Source organism: Streptomyces sp. DT190, assembly GCF_049846985.1.
In the GTDB taxonomy this organism is placed as follows: Bacteria; Actinomycetota; Actinomycetes; order Streptomycetales; family Streptomycetaceae; genus Streptomyces.
Window position 1 is genome coordinate 19,263 of record NZ_JBNCNM010000031.1, and the last position, 17,084, is coordinate 36,346.

The 17,084-nt window shown below is 71.3% G+C and carries 9 protein-coding genes; 1 reads left to right on the forward strand and 8 read right to left on the reverse strand.

What is annotated here, in order from left to right:
- Positions 1-100: 100 nt before the first annotated feature.
- From ACPXCS_RS35930 to ACPXCS_RS35965, 8 genes are all read right to left on the reverse strand, one after another.
- The gene (locus ACPXCS_RS35930; protein WP_425952183.1) at positions 101-775 is read right to left on the reverse strand and encodes an MOSC domain-containing protein; all 675 of its coding nucleotides are present in this window, start codon (positions 773-775) and stop codon (positions 101-103) included.
- A gap of 17 nt (positions 776-792) precedes the next feature.
- Complete coding sequence (gntA, locus tag ACPXCS_RS35935) at positions 793-1,497, reverse strand: guanitoxin biosynthesis heme-dependent pre-guanitoxin N-hydroxylase GntA (RefSeq protein ID WP_425952182.1); 705 nt, start codon at positions 1,495-1,497, stop codon at positions 793-795.
- 118 nt (positions 1,498-1,615) lie between these two features.
- Complete coding sequence (locus ACPXCS_RS35940; RefSeq protein WP_425952181.1) at positions 1,616-3,490, reverse strand: non-ribosomal peptide synthetase; 1,875 nt, start codon at positions 3,488-3,490, stop codon at positions 1,616-1,618.
- Positions 3,487-4,776: an MFS transporter gene (locus ACPXCS_RS35945; protein WP_425952180.1), complete on the reverse strand. Its 1,290-nt coding sequence runs from the start codon at positions 4,774-4,776 to the stop codon at positions 3,487-3,489. Before ACPXCS_RS35945 ends, ACPXCS_RS35940 begins: the two co-directional genes overlap by 4 nt.
- Entirely contained in the window at positions 4,773-5,648 is an 876-nt protein-coding gene (locus ACPXCS_RS35950) for an alpha/beta hydrolase (RefSeq protein WP_425952179.1), read from the reverse strand. Before ACPXCS_RS35950 ends, ACPXCS_RS35945 begins: the two co-directional genes overlap by 4 nt.
- Complete coding sequence (locus ACPXCS_RS35955; protein ID WP_425952178.1) at positions 5,645-6,064, reverse strand: RidA family protein; 420 nt, start codon at positions 6,062-6,064, stop codon at positions 5,645-5,647. The genes ACPXCS_RS35950 and ACPXCS_RS35955 overlap by 4 nt, the downstream gene beginning before the upstream one ends.
- A 20-nt stretch (positions 6,065-6,084) precedes the next feature.
- Positions 6,085-12,246: an amino acid adenylation domain-containing protein gene (locus tag ACPXCS_RS35960; protein ID WP_425952177.1), complete on the reverse strand. Its 6,162-nt coding sequence runs from the start codon at positions 12,244-12,246 to the stop codon at positions 6,085-6,087.
- Between the two features lie 296 nt (positions 12,247-12,542).
- A complete protein-coding gene (locus ACPXCS_RS35965; protein ID WP_425952176.1) occupies positions 12,543-13,841 on the reverse strand; it encodes an ATP-grasp domain-containing protein in 1,299 nt (432 codons plus the stop codon).
- Between the two features lie 1,705 nt (positions 13,842-15,546).
- Here ACPXCS_RS35965 and ACPXCS_RS35970 point away from each other — a divergent pair.
- Positions 15,547-17,082 (forward strand): FAD-dependent monooxygenase, encoded by a 1,536-nt coding sequence (locus ACPXCS_RS35970; RefSeq protein WP_425952198.1) that lies wholly within the window; start codon positions 15,547-15,549, stop codon positions 17,080-17,082.
- Positions 17,083-17,084 lie beyond the last annotated feature (2 nt).

A 17,084-nucleotide genomic window follows, 5' to 3' on the forward strand; every position in this document is an offset into this window, starting at 1 on the left:
CGCCGACCTGCTCGTCAGTGACAGCACCGGCGCACACGGACCACCGAGCCCGGCGCGCGCGTGGACACGAAGTCACCCCCGCGGGCGCGGGGGTGACGGGTCACCGATCCAGGCCGGCCGTGTACTTGGCGGTGTACCGCTGGGCGATCTCCAACTGCTCGCGCTCCATCCAGGGGGCCGCGACCAGCACGTCCGGCAGCAGCGCCCGTTCCGTGGTCACCGCGCGGAACAGGCGGGACACGGTGACGTCGTGGTCCGGGCGGTGCTCGACGGTGATGCGGTCGCCCGCGCGGACGTCGCCTGCCTCGATGACGCGGAGCATGGCGCCCGGGGACGCCGCCTGAGTGAAACGGCGCACCCAGCCCTTCTCACCGAGCCAGCCGGCGAAGGTGCGGCACGGGATGCGTCCGCCGGTCACCTCCAGAACGGTGGTGGGGCCGACCCGCCACCGTTCTCCGATCAGCGCGCGGCGGAGGTCCATGCCGAGGACCGTCAGGTTCTCGCCGAAGGTACCGTTGCCCAGGACCCGGTCCAGGTCCCGCTGCCAGTGGTCCAGGTCCTCCCGGGCGAAGGCGTACACGGCGCGATCGGCGCCGCCGTGGAAGCGCAGATCGCAGACCGTGTCACCGCTGACTCCGCCGCCCGCGAGGCCGGGCGGCCCCGCCGGGGCGACCCGGACCGGCCCGTAGACCGGCCGCTTGTCGATTCCGGTCGCGCCGCCCGGGGCGTCGGTGAAATTCACCGCGCGGGCCCGGCCGACGTTGACGCTGAGCACGGAGCCGTGCGTACCGCTCACGCGTCGGGCCGCCGCGTGACCGCCTGCGCCCCGGCGTCCGGGCCGGCCTCGGGGGCGAACGGGCAGCGCCATTGCGCATCCGTCCGCATCCCGGAGTACTGACGCGCCTCGGACGCCTCGCCGAACTCGGCGAGGTTGGGGTTGATGGAACCCTGCAGGCGCATGTCGCGCTCGCGGATGCGGCGCTGCAGGCCCTGGTAAACGCCGTTGTCCACCAGGCGCTTGAACTGGTGGTGCGAGTTGAACGCCATCGCGGGGAACGGGAAGCGGCGCGTGATCCGCGACGCGTTCTCGTGCAGGCCCACGATGAAGAACGGGTGTCCGGCCACACTGAAGCCGAACCTCGGAGAGGCGGGGTCAGGATCCGCGCCCTCCGCCCAGGCGAAACCGCGGTCGGCGTCCAGGGCGTGCAGGTCGGTCAGCTGCTGCCACAGCAGTGCGTGGAAGTCCGGCTCCGGGAGCCCCAGCGGCCCGTCGAAGACGGCGACGACGGTGGCGAAGTTCTGTTCGGGGTTGAGGTCGCGCGAGACGAACTCGGTGAGGGCGTCGTGGAGTGCCGCCGTCGCGCTCCCGGTACCCATGACGCCCACGTGGACCTGGCGCATGCTCCCGCGGCGCAGGGCCGACTTGGCTCCCAGGCAGGAGAACTCCTCGCTCTCTATCCAGGCCGTCAACTGGTCATGGACGGACACGGCTGTCATCGAACCTCTCCCTCGGTGTATCGGCCAGGGTGCTGTGGTGTGCTGTGCTGCGGTGTGGTGTGCTGCCGCGCTGAGGTGCTCGTACATCCGTCGTTTCTCACTTCGGCACCGCGTCTCCTCAGTTCCGCACGACGCGGGCCGCCGCGGAGCGTGCGTCGCGCGCCGTCAGGAGGTCCGACGGCCGCAGGCGCCACCCGCGTTCGCGCATCGCGCCGCTCACCCGGAGGGCGGTCAGCGAGTCTCCGCCCTGCGCCAGGAAGTCGTCGTCGGGACCGAAAGCGGGGATGCGGAGCTGAGCGCGTACCAGGTCGAGGAGCAGGGCGAGTTCCTCGGCCTGCTCCGCCGGGCCGGTGCCGGGCGCGGGTGTCACGGTGGGCGCGGCCACGAGATCCCCGGTCGCACCGGATGGCGATGTGGTGGTCCCGGGCACGGACACCGTGTACTCCTGCGCGAGCACCGCCGCCACGGCACGCCGGTCGATCTTGCCCGAGCCGGTCAGCGGAAGCGCGTCGTGGACCCGAATGAGGCCGGGGACCAGGTGCGAGGGCAGGCGTCCGCGCAGGTGCTCGCGGATCTGCTCGGCTGTCGGGCCGTCCGCGGTCACCGAGAGCGCGGCGGCCAGGATGCGCCCGCCGGTTCCACTCGCGTCGTCGAGGGCCACGGCAGCGGCGGCGGTGACGCCCGGCGTGGCGGTCAAGTGCCGGTCCACGTCGTCGAGTTCGATCCGGTGGCCACGGACCTTGACCTGATTGTCCAGACGGCCGAGGAACTCCAGGGCGCCGTCCGCGTGGCGCACCACCAGGTCTCCGGTGCGGTACATCCGCGCGCCGTCCACCGCGGAGAACGGGTCGGGGTGGAAACGCTCGGCCGTGCGGGCCGGGTCGTCGAGGTACCCGTGGGCGAGCGGACTCCCGCCCACCCACAGTTCGCCGGGGCTGCCGTCCTCGGAGGGACGTCGATCGGCGTCGAGGACGTGCAGCCGGCGGTGGCCCACCGGGCCGCCGATGGGCAGGCCGGTGGTCACCGGGACCGGCTCGTCCGCCCCCAGGACGAACGCCGTGCAGGTCACGACCGTCTCGGTCGGCCCGTAGCCGTTGACCAGCGTGCAGTGGCCCAGCGGGCCGTTGCGGTGCACCCGGACGTCCTTCGTGACCGCCGCCTCGCCGCCGATCACGACGGTGCGCACGCCGTCGAAGGAGAGACCGGCGCCGCCCCTGCCTTGCATCTGGGCGCAGACCAGGCGCCAGTACGCGGTGGGAAGCTGGAGCACCGACACGCCCAGGTCCCGCACCCGCTGGGCGAGGTCCACCGGGCTCAGGGCCCGGTCCGGGGTGTCCAGGAAGGCCACCGTGCCGCCGACGGCGAGCGTCGGCCAGATCTCCTCCTGGGCGACGTCGAAGCCGAGCCCTGCGAACTGGAGCACGGTGTCGGTGTCGCGCAGTTCCAGGAGGCCGGCGATGCCGGTGGCGTGCTCGGCGAAGGCGTCCTGGCCGACGAGCACACCCTTGGGGGTGCCGGTCGATCCCGAGGTGTAGATGATGTAGGCCGCCTGGTCACCGGAGGGGCCGAGCGCCGGACGTACGGGGGAGGCCGTGTCCGCGAGCGCCCGGGGGCCGTCGGCGTCGACCACGGCCCGGGCTCCCGAACGGCTCAGCAGCCGGTCCCGGTAGGCGTCGGGGGCCGCGGCGTCCATGGGCAGGAAGGCGGCGCCGAGGTGCCAGCACGCCAGCATGGCGACGACCACGCCGGGGCCGGAGGGCAGACGCAGACCGACGACGTCACCGGGGCCCACTCCGAGTAACGACAGCTCGGCGGCGGTCTTGTGCGCCTGCTCCGTCAACTCGGCGTAGGTGACTGCCGCGTCGGCGGTCCGCAGGGCGACGCGCTCGCGGACCGCCGCGTCCGGGTGTCCGGCCGTCGCGGTGATCCGGTCGGCCACCCGAGGGGCCGCGGTGGTGGGGGCAACAGGACGGGTGATGCTGATGGAGGTCATCGGATACCTGACTCGGTGGGAAGGTTCGGACGGTCATCAGCGGCCGGGGCGTCCGCGGGCTCGGCGTGCGCGGGCTCGGCATCCGCGGGCTCGGCGTGCGCGGGCCGCAGCCGGCGGCCGCCGGAAAGGGCGACCAGGAAGCCGACGCCCCCGCAGAGGGCCGCGAAGGCGTAGGCGGCCTGTGCGCCGCGGGAGTCGGCGACGTGACCGCTCACCGAGGACCCGATGGACACCCCGAGCCAGAGAGCCGTGGACTGCCAGGCCAGCGCCTCCGTACGGTGCGAGGCGGGCACACCGTCCACGACCAGCATCATGGCGACGATCATGGCCGGGCAGGAGCTCGACCCGGCCAGCAGGAGCACGACGCCGGCCCCGGCGAAGTTGTCGACCACGAGCATCGGCAGGATCCCGACCGCCATGATCAACGTCGAAACCCACAGGATCCGCGGCAGCGGAGCCGACCACTCCCGCGCGCCGTAGGCCACTCCCGCCACCGAGCTGCCGATCGCGTAGATCCCCAGCAGGACACCCGTCATGAAGGGCTGCTGCTTCTCGTCGGAGAAGGCCACGGTGGCGATGTCGATCGAGCCCCACATGCCGCCGAAACACAGGTTCAGTGCCGCCACGAGAGCGACCGGCCCCAGGAACAGGGCGCTTCTGCCGGTCCTGGGCCCGGCCTTGCGCTGCGGCTCCGTGCGCCGGCTGAGCGCGAGCAGGACACTGCCACCGCACACCAGGACCAGCGCGCTGACCAGGCCCGCGGCCGGGCTCACCCCGACGGCGAGCGAGGTGGCGATGACCGGGCCGACGATGAAGACGATCTCGTCGACCAGGGACTCCAGCGCGAAGGCCGTCCCCTTGAGGGACGAGCCCTCCAGCAGGCCGCTCCAGCGCGCCCGCACCATCGAGCCGAAGGCGGGAGTCGTCGCGCCCGTCAGCGCCGCCGTGACGAACAGGACCCACAGCGGCGTCTCGTCGCTGAGCGTGCTCACGACGAACGCGCCGCCGCTGACCGCACACAGCACCGCGCAGGAGAGCAGGACCCGGTACTGCCCCACCCGGTCGGCGACACGGGCCAGTTGGGGCGCGGCCACCGCGTACCCGACCGCGGAGACGGCCGACAACGCACCCGCGGTGCCGTAGTCGCCCCGCGTCGCCGAGACGAACAGCAGGATGCTGATGCCCGTCATGCCCAGCGGGAATCTGGCGAGCATGCCGGGCAGGAAGAACCCCCACGCCCCCGGCGTCGCCAGGACCGTGCGGTAACGCGCGACTCCCGTGCTCATCGCTTCAGCTCGGCCACGAAGCCCGCGACCAGGCGCGTGAGTGCCTCCGTCTCCTCGAAGTGCACGGCGTGACCGGCGTCGAGGTCGTGTGTCTCCAGATCGGTGTGGCCGCCCAGGAAGTCGCGCACGCGGTCGTTGTCGACCAGCTTGTCCCGGGTGCCGAACACCGCCCGCACCGGCAGCCGTCCGATACGCCCGTACTCCGTCTCGGACTTGACGGCGATGGCCTCCCAGGCGTCGATCGTGCCGATGGTCACGTGGGAGAGCTTCAGCTTGTCGTCCTCGATGGCCGCCAGCCACTCCGCACGATCGGTGAAGTCGGACGGGCGCAGCGGCACCCTGATGAAAGGGCGCGTCGCCTCGACGGTGATGCCGAGCTCCTCGACGACCTCCAGGGCGGCGTCGATCGAGCGGTCCAGCACGTCGGAGTAGCGGTCGTTGAAGAAGAAGCCCGGGCAGACCATGAGCAGGCTCGCGAGCACGTCCCGGTCGGCGAGACCGGCCGCGACGACCGTCGCGACCTGGGCGCCGAAGCACCAGCCGGCCAGGTGCAGACGGGCGTCGGGGCGGGCCTCCTTGAGGCTGCCCAGCAGCAGCGCGATGTCACGGACGGCCAGGTCGCCGTCCGGGATGTGTCCGCGCACGGCGTTGAGCCCCGAGCCGCGCAGGTCGACGGCGAGGAAGGCCACGTCGTCGCCGAGCCCGGCCAGCCCGGCGCCGAGCGGCGCCTGCCAGCCGGCGTGACTCATGCCGCCGTGGAGCATCACCACGACGTCGGCAGCGGTCTCGGAGCCCCATCGCCGGTAGTGCGTGACGTAACCGTCCGGCTGCTCGAAGGTGTGGACGCCTTCCAGGGTGGTCTGGGTGATCACTGCTGCTCACTCCTCTGTGTCGCCGTGGTGTCCTCGGTGCACGCGAGCGCCTCTACCTCGACGCGCAGCGCGGGCGTGGCCAGTGCGGCCACCGTCATGACGGTCATGCAGGGGCGCAGGTCGCCCAGCCACTCACCCATCCGCCGGCGCCGGCGCTGCAGGTCGACCTCGCCGGCGAAGTAGAACGTCAGCTTGACCAGGTCCTCGTGGCGCATACCTGCCGCCTCGAGGTTGGCCGTGACGTTGTCCAGCGCGACGCCGAGCTGCTCGACCGGGTCGTCGGGCAGCTCCCCGGCCGGCGTCATGCCGATCTGGCCGGAGATCACGAGCCACCGGACCGGGCCGGTGATCTCGGCCTGGTGCGAGTACGCGGCCAGCGGCGCCGCGATCCCCTGGGGATTTCGGAAGGTGTTCACGGAGTTGTCTCTGTTCCCTTTCAGACGGACGGCTCGCGGCGTGCGCCGACGCCGTCCACACACGTCTCTATCCGGTCGGTGGTGTCGCGGACGGAGCCGCCGGGGTCCTCGGCGATCTGCGCCAGGACCGCCTCGTACAGGCGCCCCAGTTCGTCGACCACGCCTTGCGGGAGGAGCCTGCCGTCGGCGTTGAGGGTGATCTCCAGTGCGCCACCGTCCGGGTCGCGGCCCACGGTCGCGAGGAACGGCGCGTCCGTGTGCTCGAACCACCGGACGCCGGTGAGGTGCCCACCGCCGTGGGCGTCCGCATACGCGGGGAAGTCCGTGTAGTTGAACAGCGCGGAGTAGCAGGGCCAGTCGTCCGGGCTGTCGCCGCTCGCGGCGCACCGGCGGTGGGCCAGCGCACGCATCTCGAACGCGAACACCTGGTCGATGAGCTCCGGCCACGTCTGGTCCCCGATCCGGACCCGGTGCGGCTGGAAGTTGAGGAACATACCGACCAGGTCCTGCGCGTCGTCGGTCTCGGGACGGCCGTGCGTGAACACCCCCGTCAGGACGTCCGGCTCACCCGTCACCAGGGCCAGCACCTTCAAGTGCGCCGCAAGCAGCAGGTACTTGAGCGGATGGCCCGTTCCGCGCGCGACCTCACGCAGCCGGGCCTCCCGGTCGGCCGGCAGGGCGAGGGTCGTCTCGGCCCAGCGGGAGCCGCCGTCCGACGGGTGGTGGGGCAGCGGTGTCCCCGGGTGGCCCGCGAGGACGTCGCGCCAGAACGCGCGCGACTCGGTGGAGGAGCGGGCCGCTGCCTCGGCCAGGGCGTAGGAGCGGAACGAGCCGGCCGCGCCGCGGGAGTGGACGGGCCCGGCGCCGCCGGCCGAGCCGCCGGCCCGCGCGGCGTACGACAGGAGGAGGTCCCGGACGAGCAGGGACAGGCTCCAGCCGTCGACGACCGCGTGGTGGAAGCTCATCGAGAGCACGAAACGGTCCGGCGCCGTACGGTGGGCGGCGAATCGTATGAGGCCCGGCTGCTCGAAGCGGAAGCCCGAACCGCGTTCCCTCTCGAACCACTCGTCGGGCGCAGAGGGGTCGTCCACGGCGTCCACCACGGTGAGCTCGGGTTCGACCGCGGCGTACACGAGCTGCCGGGGAACGGGCGCCGCCAGGTCGACGGCGGCCCGCAGCGTCTCGCAGGACGCGGTCATCCGCCGCAGAGCGGCCCGCAGCAGGTCAGCGTCCAGGGGCAGCGCCACCGAGTAGGCGAAGACGTCATGGTAGGCGGACTGCGCGGGGTCCCGCCGTGTCGCCCTGATCATCCGGAGCTGGGTGGCGGTGAGCGGATACGCGTCGACGACTCCCGGGGGAAGCCCGTCGAGCGACGCGGCCGGGGCATCCCCGCTGCCGCCCGACGTCCCCGTGGTCTCGGGCGCGGGCGTTCGCGCCGTCAGCCTGCGGACGAGGGCCCGCACCGTGCGTGCCTCCATCACGTCGCGCAGGACGGCATCGGGGTAATTGCGGCGCAGCTTGGCGAGGATGCGGATGGAGCTGATCGAGTCCACCCCCGAATCGAGGTAGTTCTCCTCCACCCCGATCGTCTCGCTGCCGACCACCTTCGCGATGACCGCGGCGACGGCACGCTCCGCTTCGACCGCGACGCCGTCGGCTGATTCCCGCCCCGCATAGCGTTCCAGCGCGGCGAAGAACTCGCCCGAGTACTGCTCCGCGGTCGAGGTCTTGACCCGGGCCCGGTCGTGGGACACGGCGAGCTGCGTCTCACCGGCGAAGTGGTCGCGGTGCACATGGACGGTCATCGGGAAGCTGGTGAGCTCGAAGTACCGGGCGCTCTCGATCGACACCGCTTCGCGCGCGGCGGTGGCCGTGTCACCGGCCGGCGCGTAGGAGTGGAAGTCGGTGTAGTTGAACACCACGTCGAAGAGGGCTCCCCCGTGCTGCCGCTCGATGTCGGCGAGGGGGAACCGCTGGAGCGGGACGAGTGCCCGCTCGCGCTCGAAGACCGAGGCCGGCAGACCCGTGTCGTCCGGCTCACCCACCTCGACGGGCAGCGGAAGGGTGTTCAGGAACAGGCCGACCATCTCGCTGCCGCCGGGCACCTCCGGACGACCGTTGCCGACCAGCCCGGTGATCACGCGCGACCGGCCGGTCAGGTCCGCCAGCGCGGCGCAGTGCGCCGCCAGGTACAGCGACTTGAGCGGCAGACCGAGGGCCGCGGCACGCAGCCGCAGCCGCTCCTCCAGTTCGGCGGGAACGGCCCGCTCCAGCACCGCCGTCTCGATCGTCGACGGCGCCGCGGATCCGAGGTGACCGGCCAGCAGCGTGGCGGAGAAGCCGTCGAGCACGGCGCGCCAGGAGTCCCGGTCCGCCGGACGCCGTGCGCTCTCCCGCTCCAGCGCCACGTAGGTGCCGTAGCCCGGATCCGGGGCGGCCCCGGCCGCCGGGCCCGCCGGGAGCCCGGCGCAGCGCCGCCGGATCTCCTCGACGACGAGGGCGACGCTCCACCCGTCCAGGATCAGGTGGTGGAACGAGAAGGCCAGGTTGACCCGGCCCTCGCCCCGCAGGTGGACGCGGAAGCGCAGGGGCGGCCTGCTGAGGTCCAGGGGGCGGTGCTTCTCGGCCTCGATCCACTCCTCGACCGCCCTGTCCTGCGCGTCGGCGGGCAGCCCGGTGAGATCAACGACCTCCAGGGACGGCACGGCGCCGGCCACGTCCGGGCGGAGCACGACCTGGAGCGGCTCGTCGTAGCGCTCCAGGTCGAAGAAGGACCGCAGTTGGGGGTGGTGTGCCACGGTCTCCCGCACGGCACGGGCCAGTTCGGCCGGATCGGCCACGCCGGTGAACTCGTAGTCGAAGATGTCGTGGTAGACGGGCGACGTCTCGTCGAGCAGCGAGTGGTAGATCATGCCCGACTGGAGCTTCGTCAGCGGCCAGGCGTCTTCCGCCACCGCCGGGAGCGCCTGCTTGTCGTCCTCCGACAGCAGCCCGAACGCCTCGGTGACGGCCGGCCCTGACGACGCCGGGCCTTGGCGGGTCAGTGAGGCGGCGAGTTCCGCGATCGTCGTGTGGGCGAACACCTCGCGCAGGCTGACCTCGTACCCTGCCGCGCGCAGCCGGGAACTGACGCGCAAGGCCATGATCGAGTCCCCGCCGAGGGCGAAGAAGTTGCTGTCCGCGCTGACCGCTGCCCGCAGTCCGAGGACGTCCGTCCAGGCTCGGGCCACGTCGTGTTCGGCGGTGGTGGCGAGCGGCCGCCCGGCCCGGTCGGCCGGGGCCGCCGAGGCCGTCGGCGACGGCAGCGCACGCCGGTCCAGCTTGCCGTTGGGCGTGGTGGGCAGCCGTGGGACCTCGATGAGGTACTGCGGCACGAGGAACTCGGGCAGCAGTGCGCGCAGCCGGGCCCGCAGGTCCTCCGGGTCGAACGCGGAGCTCACGACGTAGGCGGCCAGCGCCTGCGTGGGACCCGATGTGTCCACGATGACGGCGGCGTCCTGGACGGCCGGCAGATCGCGCATGACCGCGGCGATCTCGTCCGGCTCCACCCGCAAACCGCGCAGCTTGACCTGGTTGTCGATGCGCCCCAGGTACTGGATCTGACCGTCCGGCAGGAACCGGGCCAGGTCGCCGGTGCGGTAGAGGCGGGCTCCCGGGGAGGTTCCGTAGGGGTCGGGGACGAACATCCTCGCGTTGAGGTCGTCGCGCCGGTGGTACCCGGTCGCCACGGCGACGCCGCCGATGCACAGCTCGCCCGGTACGCCGACGGGCTGGAGCCGCAGGTCCCGGTCCAGGACGTAGAGCCGCACGTTGTCGATGGGCTTGCCGATGGGGACGAGCTCGCCGGGGTAGTCGGTCCGGCAGGGCCAGTGCGAGACGTCGATCGCGGCCTCGGTCGGGCCGTAGAGGTTGTGCAGTTCGCAGGAGGGGAGCGTGGCGGCGAAGACCTCGATGCTCTTGCGGGGGAGTGCCTCGCCGCTGCAGACGACCCGCTTGAGCGGACCGCAGTACCGGGCGAGTTCCTCCGCCTCCAGGAACACGTTCAGCATCGAGGGGACGAAGTGCACGGTCGTCACGCCCCGGGAGTGGATGAGTTCCTTGAGGTAGTCGGGGTCGCGGTGCCCGCCGGGCCGGGCCACGACGATGGCGGCCCCGGTCATCAGCGGCCAGAAGAACTCCCACACCGAGACGTCGAAGCTGTACGGGGTCTTCTGCAGCACCCGGTCTGCCCCGGCGCCGCCGGCCAGCCGGAAGGCCGACTGCATCCAGTGGAGCCGGTTGGCCAGCGCGTCATGGCGGTTGATCACACCCTTGGGCTGCCCGGTGGACCCGGAGGTGTAGATCATGTACACGGGCGAGCCGGGATCGAGGTCCCGGACGGGGTCGGTGTCGTCCTCCTGATCCAGGGACGCGTCCGGCAGCACGAGGACCTGGGCGGTGGCGCCGTCGAGCGCCGGGCGGTGGCGCTCCTGGGTCAGGATCAGGGGGACGCCGGCGTCTTGGATCATGAACTCGATCCGGGCGGCCGGGTATTCGGGGTCGATGGGCACGTACGCGCACCCCGCCTTGACGATCGCGAGCAGCGCGATCACCATCTCCGCGGAGCGCTCCATGAACACCCCGACGAAGGGGCCGGCCCCGGTGGTGTCGAGGGTGCCGCGGATGCGGTGCGCCACCTGGTTGGCCCGCCGGTTCAGCTCGTCGTACGTGTACGACTCGCCTTCGAACTCGACGGCCAGGCTGCCGGGGCTGCGCCGGACCTGCTCCTCGATGACGTCCGGGACCGTGCCCTGCGGGTGGGTGACGCGGGTGTCGTTCCAGTCGCCCAGGATCAGGTCGCGTTCCTCGTCGCGGGTCATCGACGGGGCGCCCACGGGTGCGTCGACGCCGGTGTCGGCCAGCGAGGCCAGCAGCCGGAGGTAGTTGCGCAGGAGCCGCTCGGCGGTGTCCCGGGTGAACAGGTCCGTGTTGAACTCGAGCTCGAACTCGTACGCGTCGTCGGCCCGGTTGATGTACAGCATCAGGTCGAACTTGGCGGCGGTCCGGCGAACGGGGTGGTACGCGCAGGTCAGTCCGGGCCCGAGGTCGAGAGAGGGACGGCCGTCGAGCAGCGTGAGCATGGTCTGGAAGACCGGGTTGTGGTTACGGGCCCGCTGGGCCCCGAGCGCCTCGAAGACCTTCGGAAGGGGCGCGTCGCCGTCGTCCAGCAGGCGCTCGGCGGCCTCCTGGGCGTGCGAGAGCACGGTGCGGAAGGTGTCGTCCGGGTCCACCGGCACGAACAGGGGCAGGGTGTTGACGTAGCAGCCGATCTCCTCCAGGTCCTCGGGGCCCGGCCTGTTCAGCACAGTGGTGCCGATGGCGAAACCTTCCTGCCGGGTGTAGCGGTGCAGCAGCAGCGCGTACGCGGCGAGGAACACCGGGAAGGCGGTGCTGCGGCAGGTGCGGGCGCACTCCTTCAGCAGCGGTTCGATGTCCGCGCCGGGCACGCGGACGGTCATGCTGTCGCCGCGGAACGTCTGCACCGCCGGGCGCGGGCGGTCCAGCGGCATGCCGAGCAGGTCCGGGGCGTCGGCCAGCGACCGGCGCCAGCGCTCGACCGCGGCCGCCTGCCTCTCGTCCGCGGCCGCCGACCGGCTCTCCGTGACGAAGGCGCGGAACTCGGCGCCGGAGACGTGCCGTTGCGGCAGGTGCCCGGTGGCCACCAGGACCCGGTAGTTCTCCGCGATCTCGTCGAGGACCAGGCGGATGCTCCAGTCGTCGACGACGATGTGATGGGCCGTCAGGCCGAGCAGCCAGGTGCCGGCGGGCAGCGCCACCACGACCGCGCGCAGCAGGGGCGCCGAGCCCAGGTCGAACGGCCGCCGGTGGTGTTCGGCGAGCAGCTCCTCCGCCCGGACCCGCGCCTCGGCGGCGGCCAGGTCCCGCAGGTCGACCACGGTCGTGGTGTCCGCAAGGACGTCCGCGTCGGCGTCGTGCACCCGGGCCCGCGGTCCGCCTGGGGTCTCGTGGAACGACGTGCGGAGGGCGTCGTGCCGCAGGACGGTGGCGCCGAACGCGCGGCGGAACGCGCCTGGATCGAGGTCACCGGTCGTCTCGAAGGCCACCGACTCGTTGTATGCGGGCTCGTCGGAGCCGGCGAGCTCATGAAAGAGCCAGAGGCTTTCCTGGGTGTACGAGAGCATGCTTGCGCCTGTGTCCGGTTCCCCGGCCATACCGCACTCCAAACTCGGAACGAATATCGGCTCGTTGACGTGACGAGTGATGTGGATGCAAGGGGATCGGCGTCCTGCCGCACGAAATCCGGTGCGCCCTGTCGCGGACACGCGTGGGTGCGGTGCGGTGCGGTGCCGTGTCCGGTGCGGGCGGAGTGTCGTCGTGCGCGTCCGGGCACGACGACCGGGCCCGGCTCTACCGGCGCCGGCGAGGGCGTGAGCCGATCCGGCGGGACCCGGCCTGAGAGCCGGATCCCGGATCGCGGCTAGGACGCGGTCACGGCCCCGTGGAACGGGTCGAAGACCTCGTCGTACGGACGCAGGATCGAGCTGAGCGTGTCCGGTGCCGCCGTGTCTGGGCCCGGACAGCCGTCCTTGAGGGGCTCGGTCTCGATCGAGATGTGCCCGGCGACCGTCCGGGCCAGGCGAACGGCCGTGTCGGCGTCGTCGGCACGGACGATGACGTGCCCGCAGCGGTCGTCCGACCAGCGCAGTTCGGGCACTGTGGAACCGGCCTCCACGCTCACCGACACCTCGACCACGCCGTCGACGGCACGCGCCGCCTCCAGGCCGGTGACGGCGGTGACGACCCCCGGGGCCGCGGTCAGGAAACGGATGGCGGCCGCGCCGCGCGCGGGGTGCAGATGCCCGTCGAGCGGGGCACCCTCGCCGACGAGGCGGTAGGTGGCCTCCTCCATGTCGACCCCGTACACCATTCTGACGAGATCGTTGATCCTGTCGCCTCCGCGGCGGGTGTGGGACTCGACGATCCGAGGTCCCTCGTCGGTCAGGATGATCTCCGTGTGCGAGGGGCCGTCCTCGAGACCGACGGCATCGAGCAGTCGTGCCGTCAATTCGCGGATCCGGTCGAACTGATCCCCTTCCAGGGGCGCCGGAGTGACGTGCCCGAGCTCCACCGTGCCGCCGTCGGTCTCCTTGGCGGTCACCGCGATGATCGTGTGCCGCCCGGCCTCCGAGAAGGCCTCGACGCTCAGTTCGGGACCGACCAGAAGCTTCTCGACCTGGAATTCCCCGAGTTCGAACTCCTGGCACCAGGCCCACACCGCGTCGACGTCCTCGGCCGTCTCGATCCGGCGCACTCCGAGGCTGCCCGAGCCCTTGGTCGGCTTGACGATGGACGCCCCGTGGGAAGCGACGAACGCACGGAGTTCCGCCTGCGTGGGATCGACCGCGTAGGGAACGGGCCCGATGCCCTGCTCGTTCAGCAGTGCCCGCATCGCGGCCTTGTCGTGCAGCAGCCGGGCGCATCGTTCCGAGGTGCCGGGAATGCCCAGGGTGTCGGTGAGATGGCCGGCGACCAGCTGAGCCGCCTCGGTCTGCGTGACGATCCGCGTGATCGGTGCGATCCGGTGCAGTGCGGTGGCCATGGCGACGGCGCTGGGCACGTGCTGGTAATCCACCAGGGCGAGCTGCTCGCAGAGCGGAATCAGTGCGGGATCGAATTGTGAAGGCTTTTGCAGATAGGCGACGGTCACACCTGCGGACTTCGCCTTCGAAACTAATCGGATGCTGTCTCCAATGACCAGCACACGCCCCCGTGCCACGATCATCCCCCGTTTCAGATCGCTCTCCTGTGAGCCGTTGGGGAGGCTAGCACAGCCCCGCCGGCCGACCCAGGCATTCCGCCGAGATCAGCCGGCGATCACGCCCGTGCAGGCCTCCTGCCTGCACGGAAGGCGAGACGGGGGTGGAAGATGTTCGCTTCGCCGACGGTGTTCCGTAACCGTTTCCCCGGCGACGTTCCGCTTCCGCTTCCACCGCTGCCGCATGGCGAAATCAAGAAGCCCGGCAGACGGCTATCCGATGCCTTTCAGCCAGTTCCTCGACAGGGATTGAGGGCGCTGTACGGCCTTGTCCGTCGGCGGCCGGCCGCGGCCCCGGGTCCGCGGATCGTTGGCCGAATTCGCTGTACCACCGAAGTCCTCCGCGGCGTCGGCGAGGCCGGTCGCACAGTGGCGCACGGCCGGTCCCGGCCGGTCCCGTGTCATGCCTCCCTGCCGGGCCGGAGGTGCCGGGGATGCCCTGAAGGTGCCCTCATGTCGCCCCCTGCCCGCGTGCGTGCGGGCAGGGGGCGATCCGGTGCCCTTCCCGTGGCCGGTCAGGTGTCCCGGCAGATCTCGATCTACGCGCCGATGGTATTCAGCCGCTCTGCTCGAGGCGAAGGCCTCTCTCTACTTCCCTCTCCCTCTCCCTCGCCCTCCCGCCCGCGTCATGGCCGCTCCCGACTACCGCCGAGGACCCCCAGGTCCGGCATCGTCCATCGGGCTGGGAGCGCGGGGGTGCGGGGACGCAGCTACGGCGGGGTGGTGCCTGAGCCGTACTGCACCTTCGTCGCCGAGACCGCGAACAGGGCCGACGGCGGTCCGCCGGACGAGGGTGGTCCGCGCTGCCCTTGGGAGAGAAGCCGGCCGACTGGGCTGGCCGGGGAGCGGCATGCTGGAGCTATGAGTATTGGACGCTGATGGTGGCCGGGCCGCAACGCGGTCGGGTCCGGTGGCTCGGAGACGGATGCACCGCATCTTGTGCCCGACTCCGATTCCGACTCCGATTCCGACTACGTGTGTGCGCGGGACCCTGACCAAGACGGTTCGGCACGCAAGCGTTGGTGAGTTCGCCCTCGGTTCCGACATACTCGCGGCCCTCGGCACCGATCTGCGGATCATGGCCTCCCAGCGCGGCGGACGCCAGGACGTCGCCGGGCTGCGGCTGCTGGACGTCGGGCCGAATGTGCCCAGCACATCGCGGACACTGAACGGCAGTTGGCCAGGGAGGGCTAGGGCGGAGGGCAGCGACGATGGCGTCCTCACATTCACGCGAACGCGGGTCGGCTCAGCCGACTGGAGTGATGAGATTTCCGATCACTTCAGCGGCGGTCGGTGAGCGGCCGTAGACGGCTCGTTGCGAGAGCGGGTCTGGTCTGAGTCGGTGCCGTGGCGTCCCGGGACTGCGAGCGGTCTGGGCCTGATCGCTCGATGGCTGCAAGGTGGCGACTCGATGCTGTCACTCGCGTGTCCGGCCTGGGGATGTCCCCCGGGGTTGTGCGGGCCCATTGCAGAGAACCGTCCACCCGGTATTGTTTTTCCTCCGGTAGGACGTGGGGTCGCGGGGGGTGGAGTGCCGGGCGTGTATGGGGTGTCCCGGTGCGGGTGTGGTTTTCGTTGCTGTTTCTGGTTTTGATGCTGCTTGGGTGACTCGCCGGGTGGGCGTTGTGTGTTGGGTGTGTTTTGGGTGGGTCGGAGGGGGTTTGTGATGGCGGGTTGTGTGCAGGTGGATGTGGTGGTCGTGGGTGGGGGGCCGGTGGGGTTGGTCGTGGCGGCGGAGTTGGCGGCGTTCGGGGTGCGGGCGATGGTGATTGAGGCGAGGAGGGGGGTGTCGAGGAGACCGAAGGCGACGACGTTGCATGCGCGGACGGTGCAGTCGCTCGTGCGGCGGGGTCTGCTTGAGGGGGTGGGGGGTGGCGGTTCTTCAAGGGGGGTGGTGAGTGCGCCGTTTCATTTTGCGGGGATTCCGGGGTTGGCGATCCGGGTGCCAGCTGCGGAGCCTGCTCCGGTGGTGAAGTGTCCTCAGGATGTGCTGGAGGGGTTGGTGGAGCGGCGTGCGCGGGCGGTGGGGGTGCGTGTGCTGCGAGGTTATGAGGTGACGGAGGTGTGTGAGAGTTCGGGCGGTGTGCGCGTGAGGGCGCGAGGTGTGGGGGGTGAGGTGGTGTGCCGGGCGGCGTATGTGGTGGGGGCCGACGGCGCGCGAAGCACGGTCCGAGAGCAGTCGTCGTTTTCGTCGGCGGGGTTTGCTGCGACGGTTTCGGCTCTGGCCGGTGATGTGAGGTTGGTGGGGGGTGCGGATGTGGTGCAGGGGTGGCAGCGCACACCGCGCGGCTGGATCGTCGCCAAGCAAGTGGAGGAGGGCTGGACGCGGCTGCGGACGGTGGAGTGGGCGGTTCCGCAAGGTGGGCGGGAACGGGAGGTGACGCTGGAGGAGTTGCGAGGGCGGGTGTCGTCTATCGCGGGCCGGCAGGTCGGGATGGAGGGGGCGAGGTGGTTGAGCAGGTTCAGCGATTATGCGCGGTTGGTGAATTCGTACCGGTCGGGGCGGGTGTTGTTGGCGGGGGATGCGGCGCATGTGCATTTCCCCATTGGGGGGCAGGGGTTGAGCACGGGGTTGCTGGATGCGGTGAATTTGGGCTGGAAGTTGGCGTTCACTGTGCGGGGTGTGGCGGGTGGGGGTCTGCTCGACACCTATGACCTGGAGCGGCGTCCTGCGGCGCAGCGGGTCATCGACAATACGCGGGCGCAGGTTGCTCTGATGCGGCCTGATCCGGCGCTGGATCCGTTGCGGGCTTTGTTCGGTGAGTTGGTGGGTGGGGGAGGGGAGAGCAGTGTCCTTGGTTCCATGATCAGTGCGCAGGACACCGTGCTGCCCGTGGGGGAGGGGGGCGGCGGTGGTGGGGGTGCTGCGTGTGAGGGGGTGTTCTTGCCGAATGTCCCTCTGGTCACGGCTGGGGGTAGCACTGATGTGATCGGCCTGCTGCGTGGGGGCCGGCCGTTGTTGCTGATGTTCGGCCGGGGTGGTGCCGGTTTTGCCGAGCAGGCGCGGGGGTGGTCGGGGGCGGTGCGTGTGGTGCGTGCCGAGCCGGTGCCGGAGATGGCCTGTGGGGCGTTGTTGGTGCGTCCCGATGGGTATGTGGCGTGGTCGTCGTGTGGCGGCGCGGAGTTGGAAGAGGTGCTGGCGGCTTATTTCGGGCCTGGTGTGCCGGCGCGTGTGGGGGTGGGGGTGTCGGCTGGGGGGTGAGG

What these genes read in the sequence shown, in the direction of transcription:
- gntA (WP_425952182.1), bottom strand. Translation starts at nt 1,497, where the DNA reads ATGACAGCCGTGTCCGTCCATGACCAGTTGACGGCCTGGATAGAGAGC.
- ACPXCS_RS35940 (WP_425952181.1), bottom strand. Translation starts at nt 3,490, where the DNA reads ATGACCTCCATCAGCATCACCCGTCCTGTTGCCCCCACCACCGCGGCC.
- ACPXCS_RS35970 (WP_425952198.1), top strand. Translation starts at nt 15,547, where the DNA reads ATGGCGGGTTGTGTGCAGGTGGATGTGGTGGTCGTGGGTGGGGGGCCG.
- ACPXCS_RS35960 (WP_425952177.1), bottom strand. Translation starts at nt 12,246, where the DNA reads ATGCTCTCGTACACCCAGGAAAGCCTCTGGCTCTTTCATGAGCTCGCC.
- ACPXCS_RS35945 (WP_425952180.1), bottom strand. Translation starts at nt 4,776, where the DNA reads ATGAGCACGGGAGTCGCGCGTTACCGCACGGTCCTGGCGACGCCGGGG.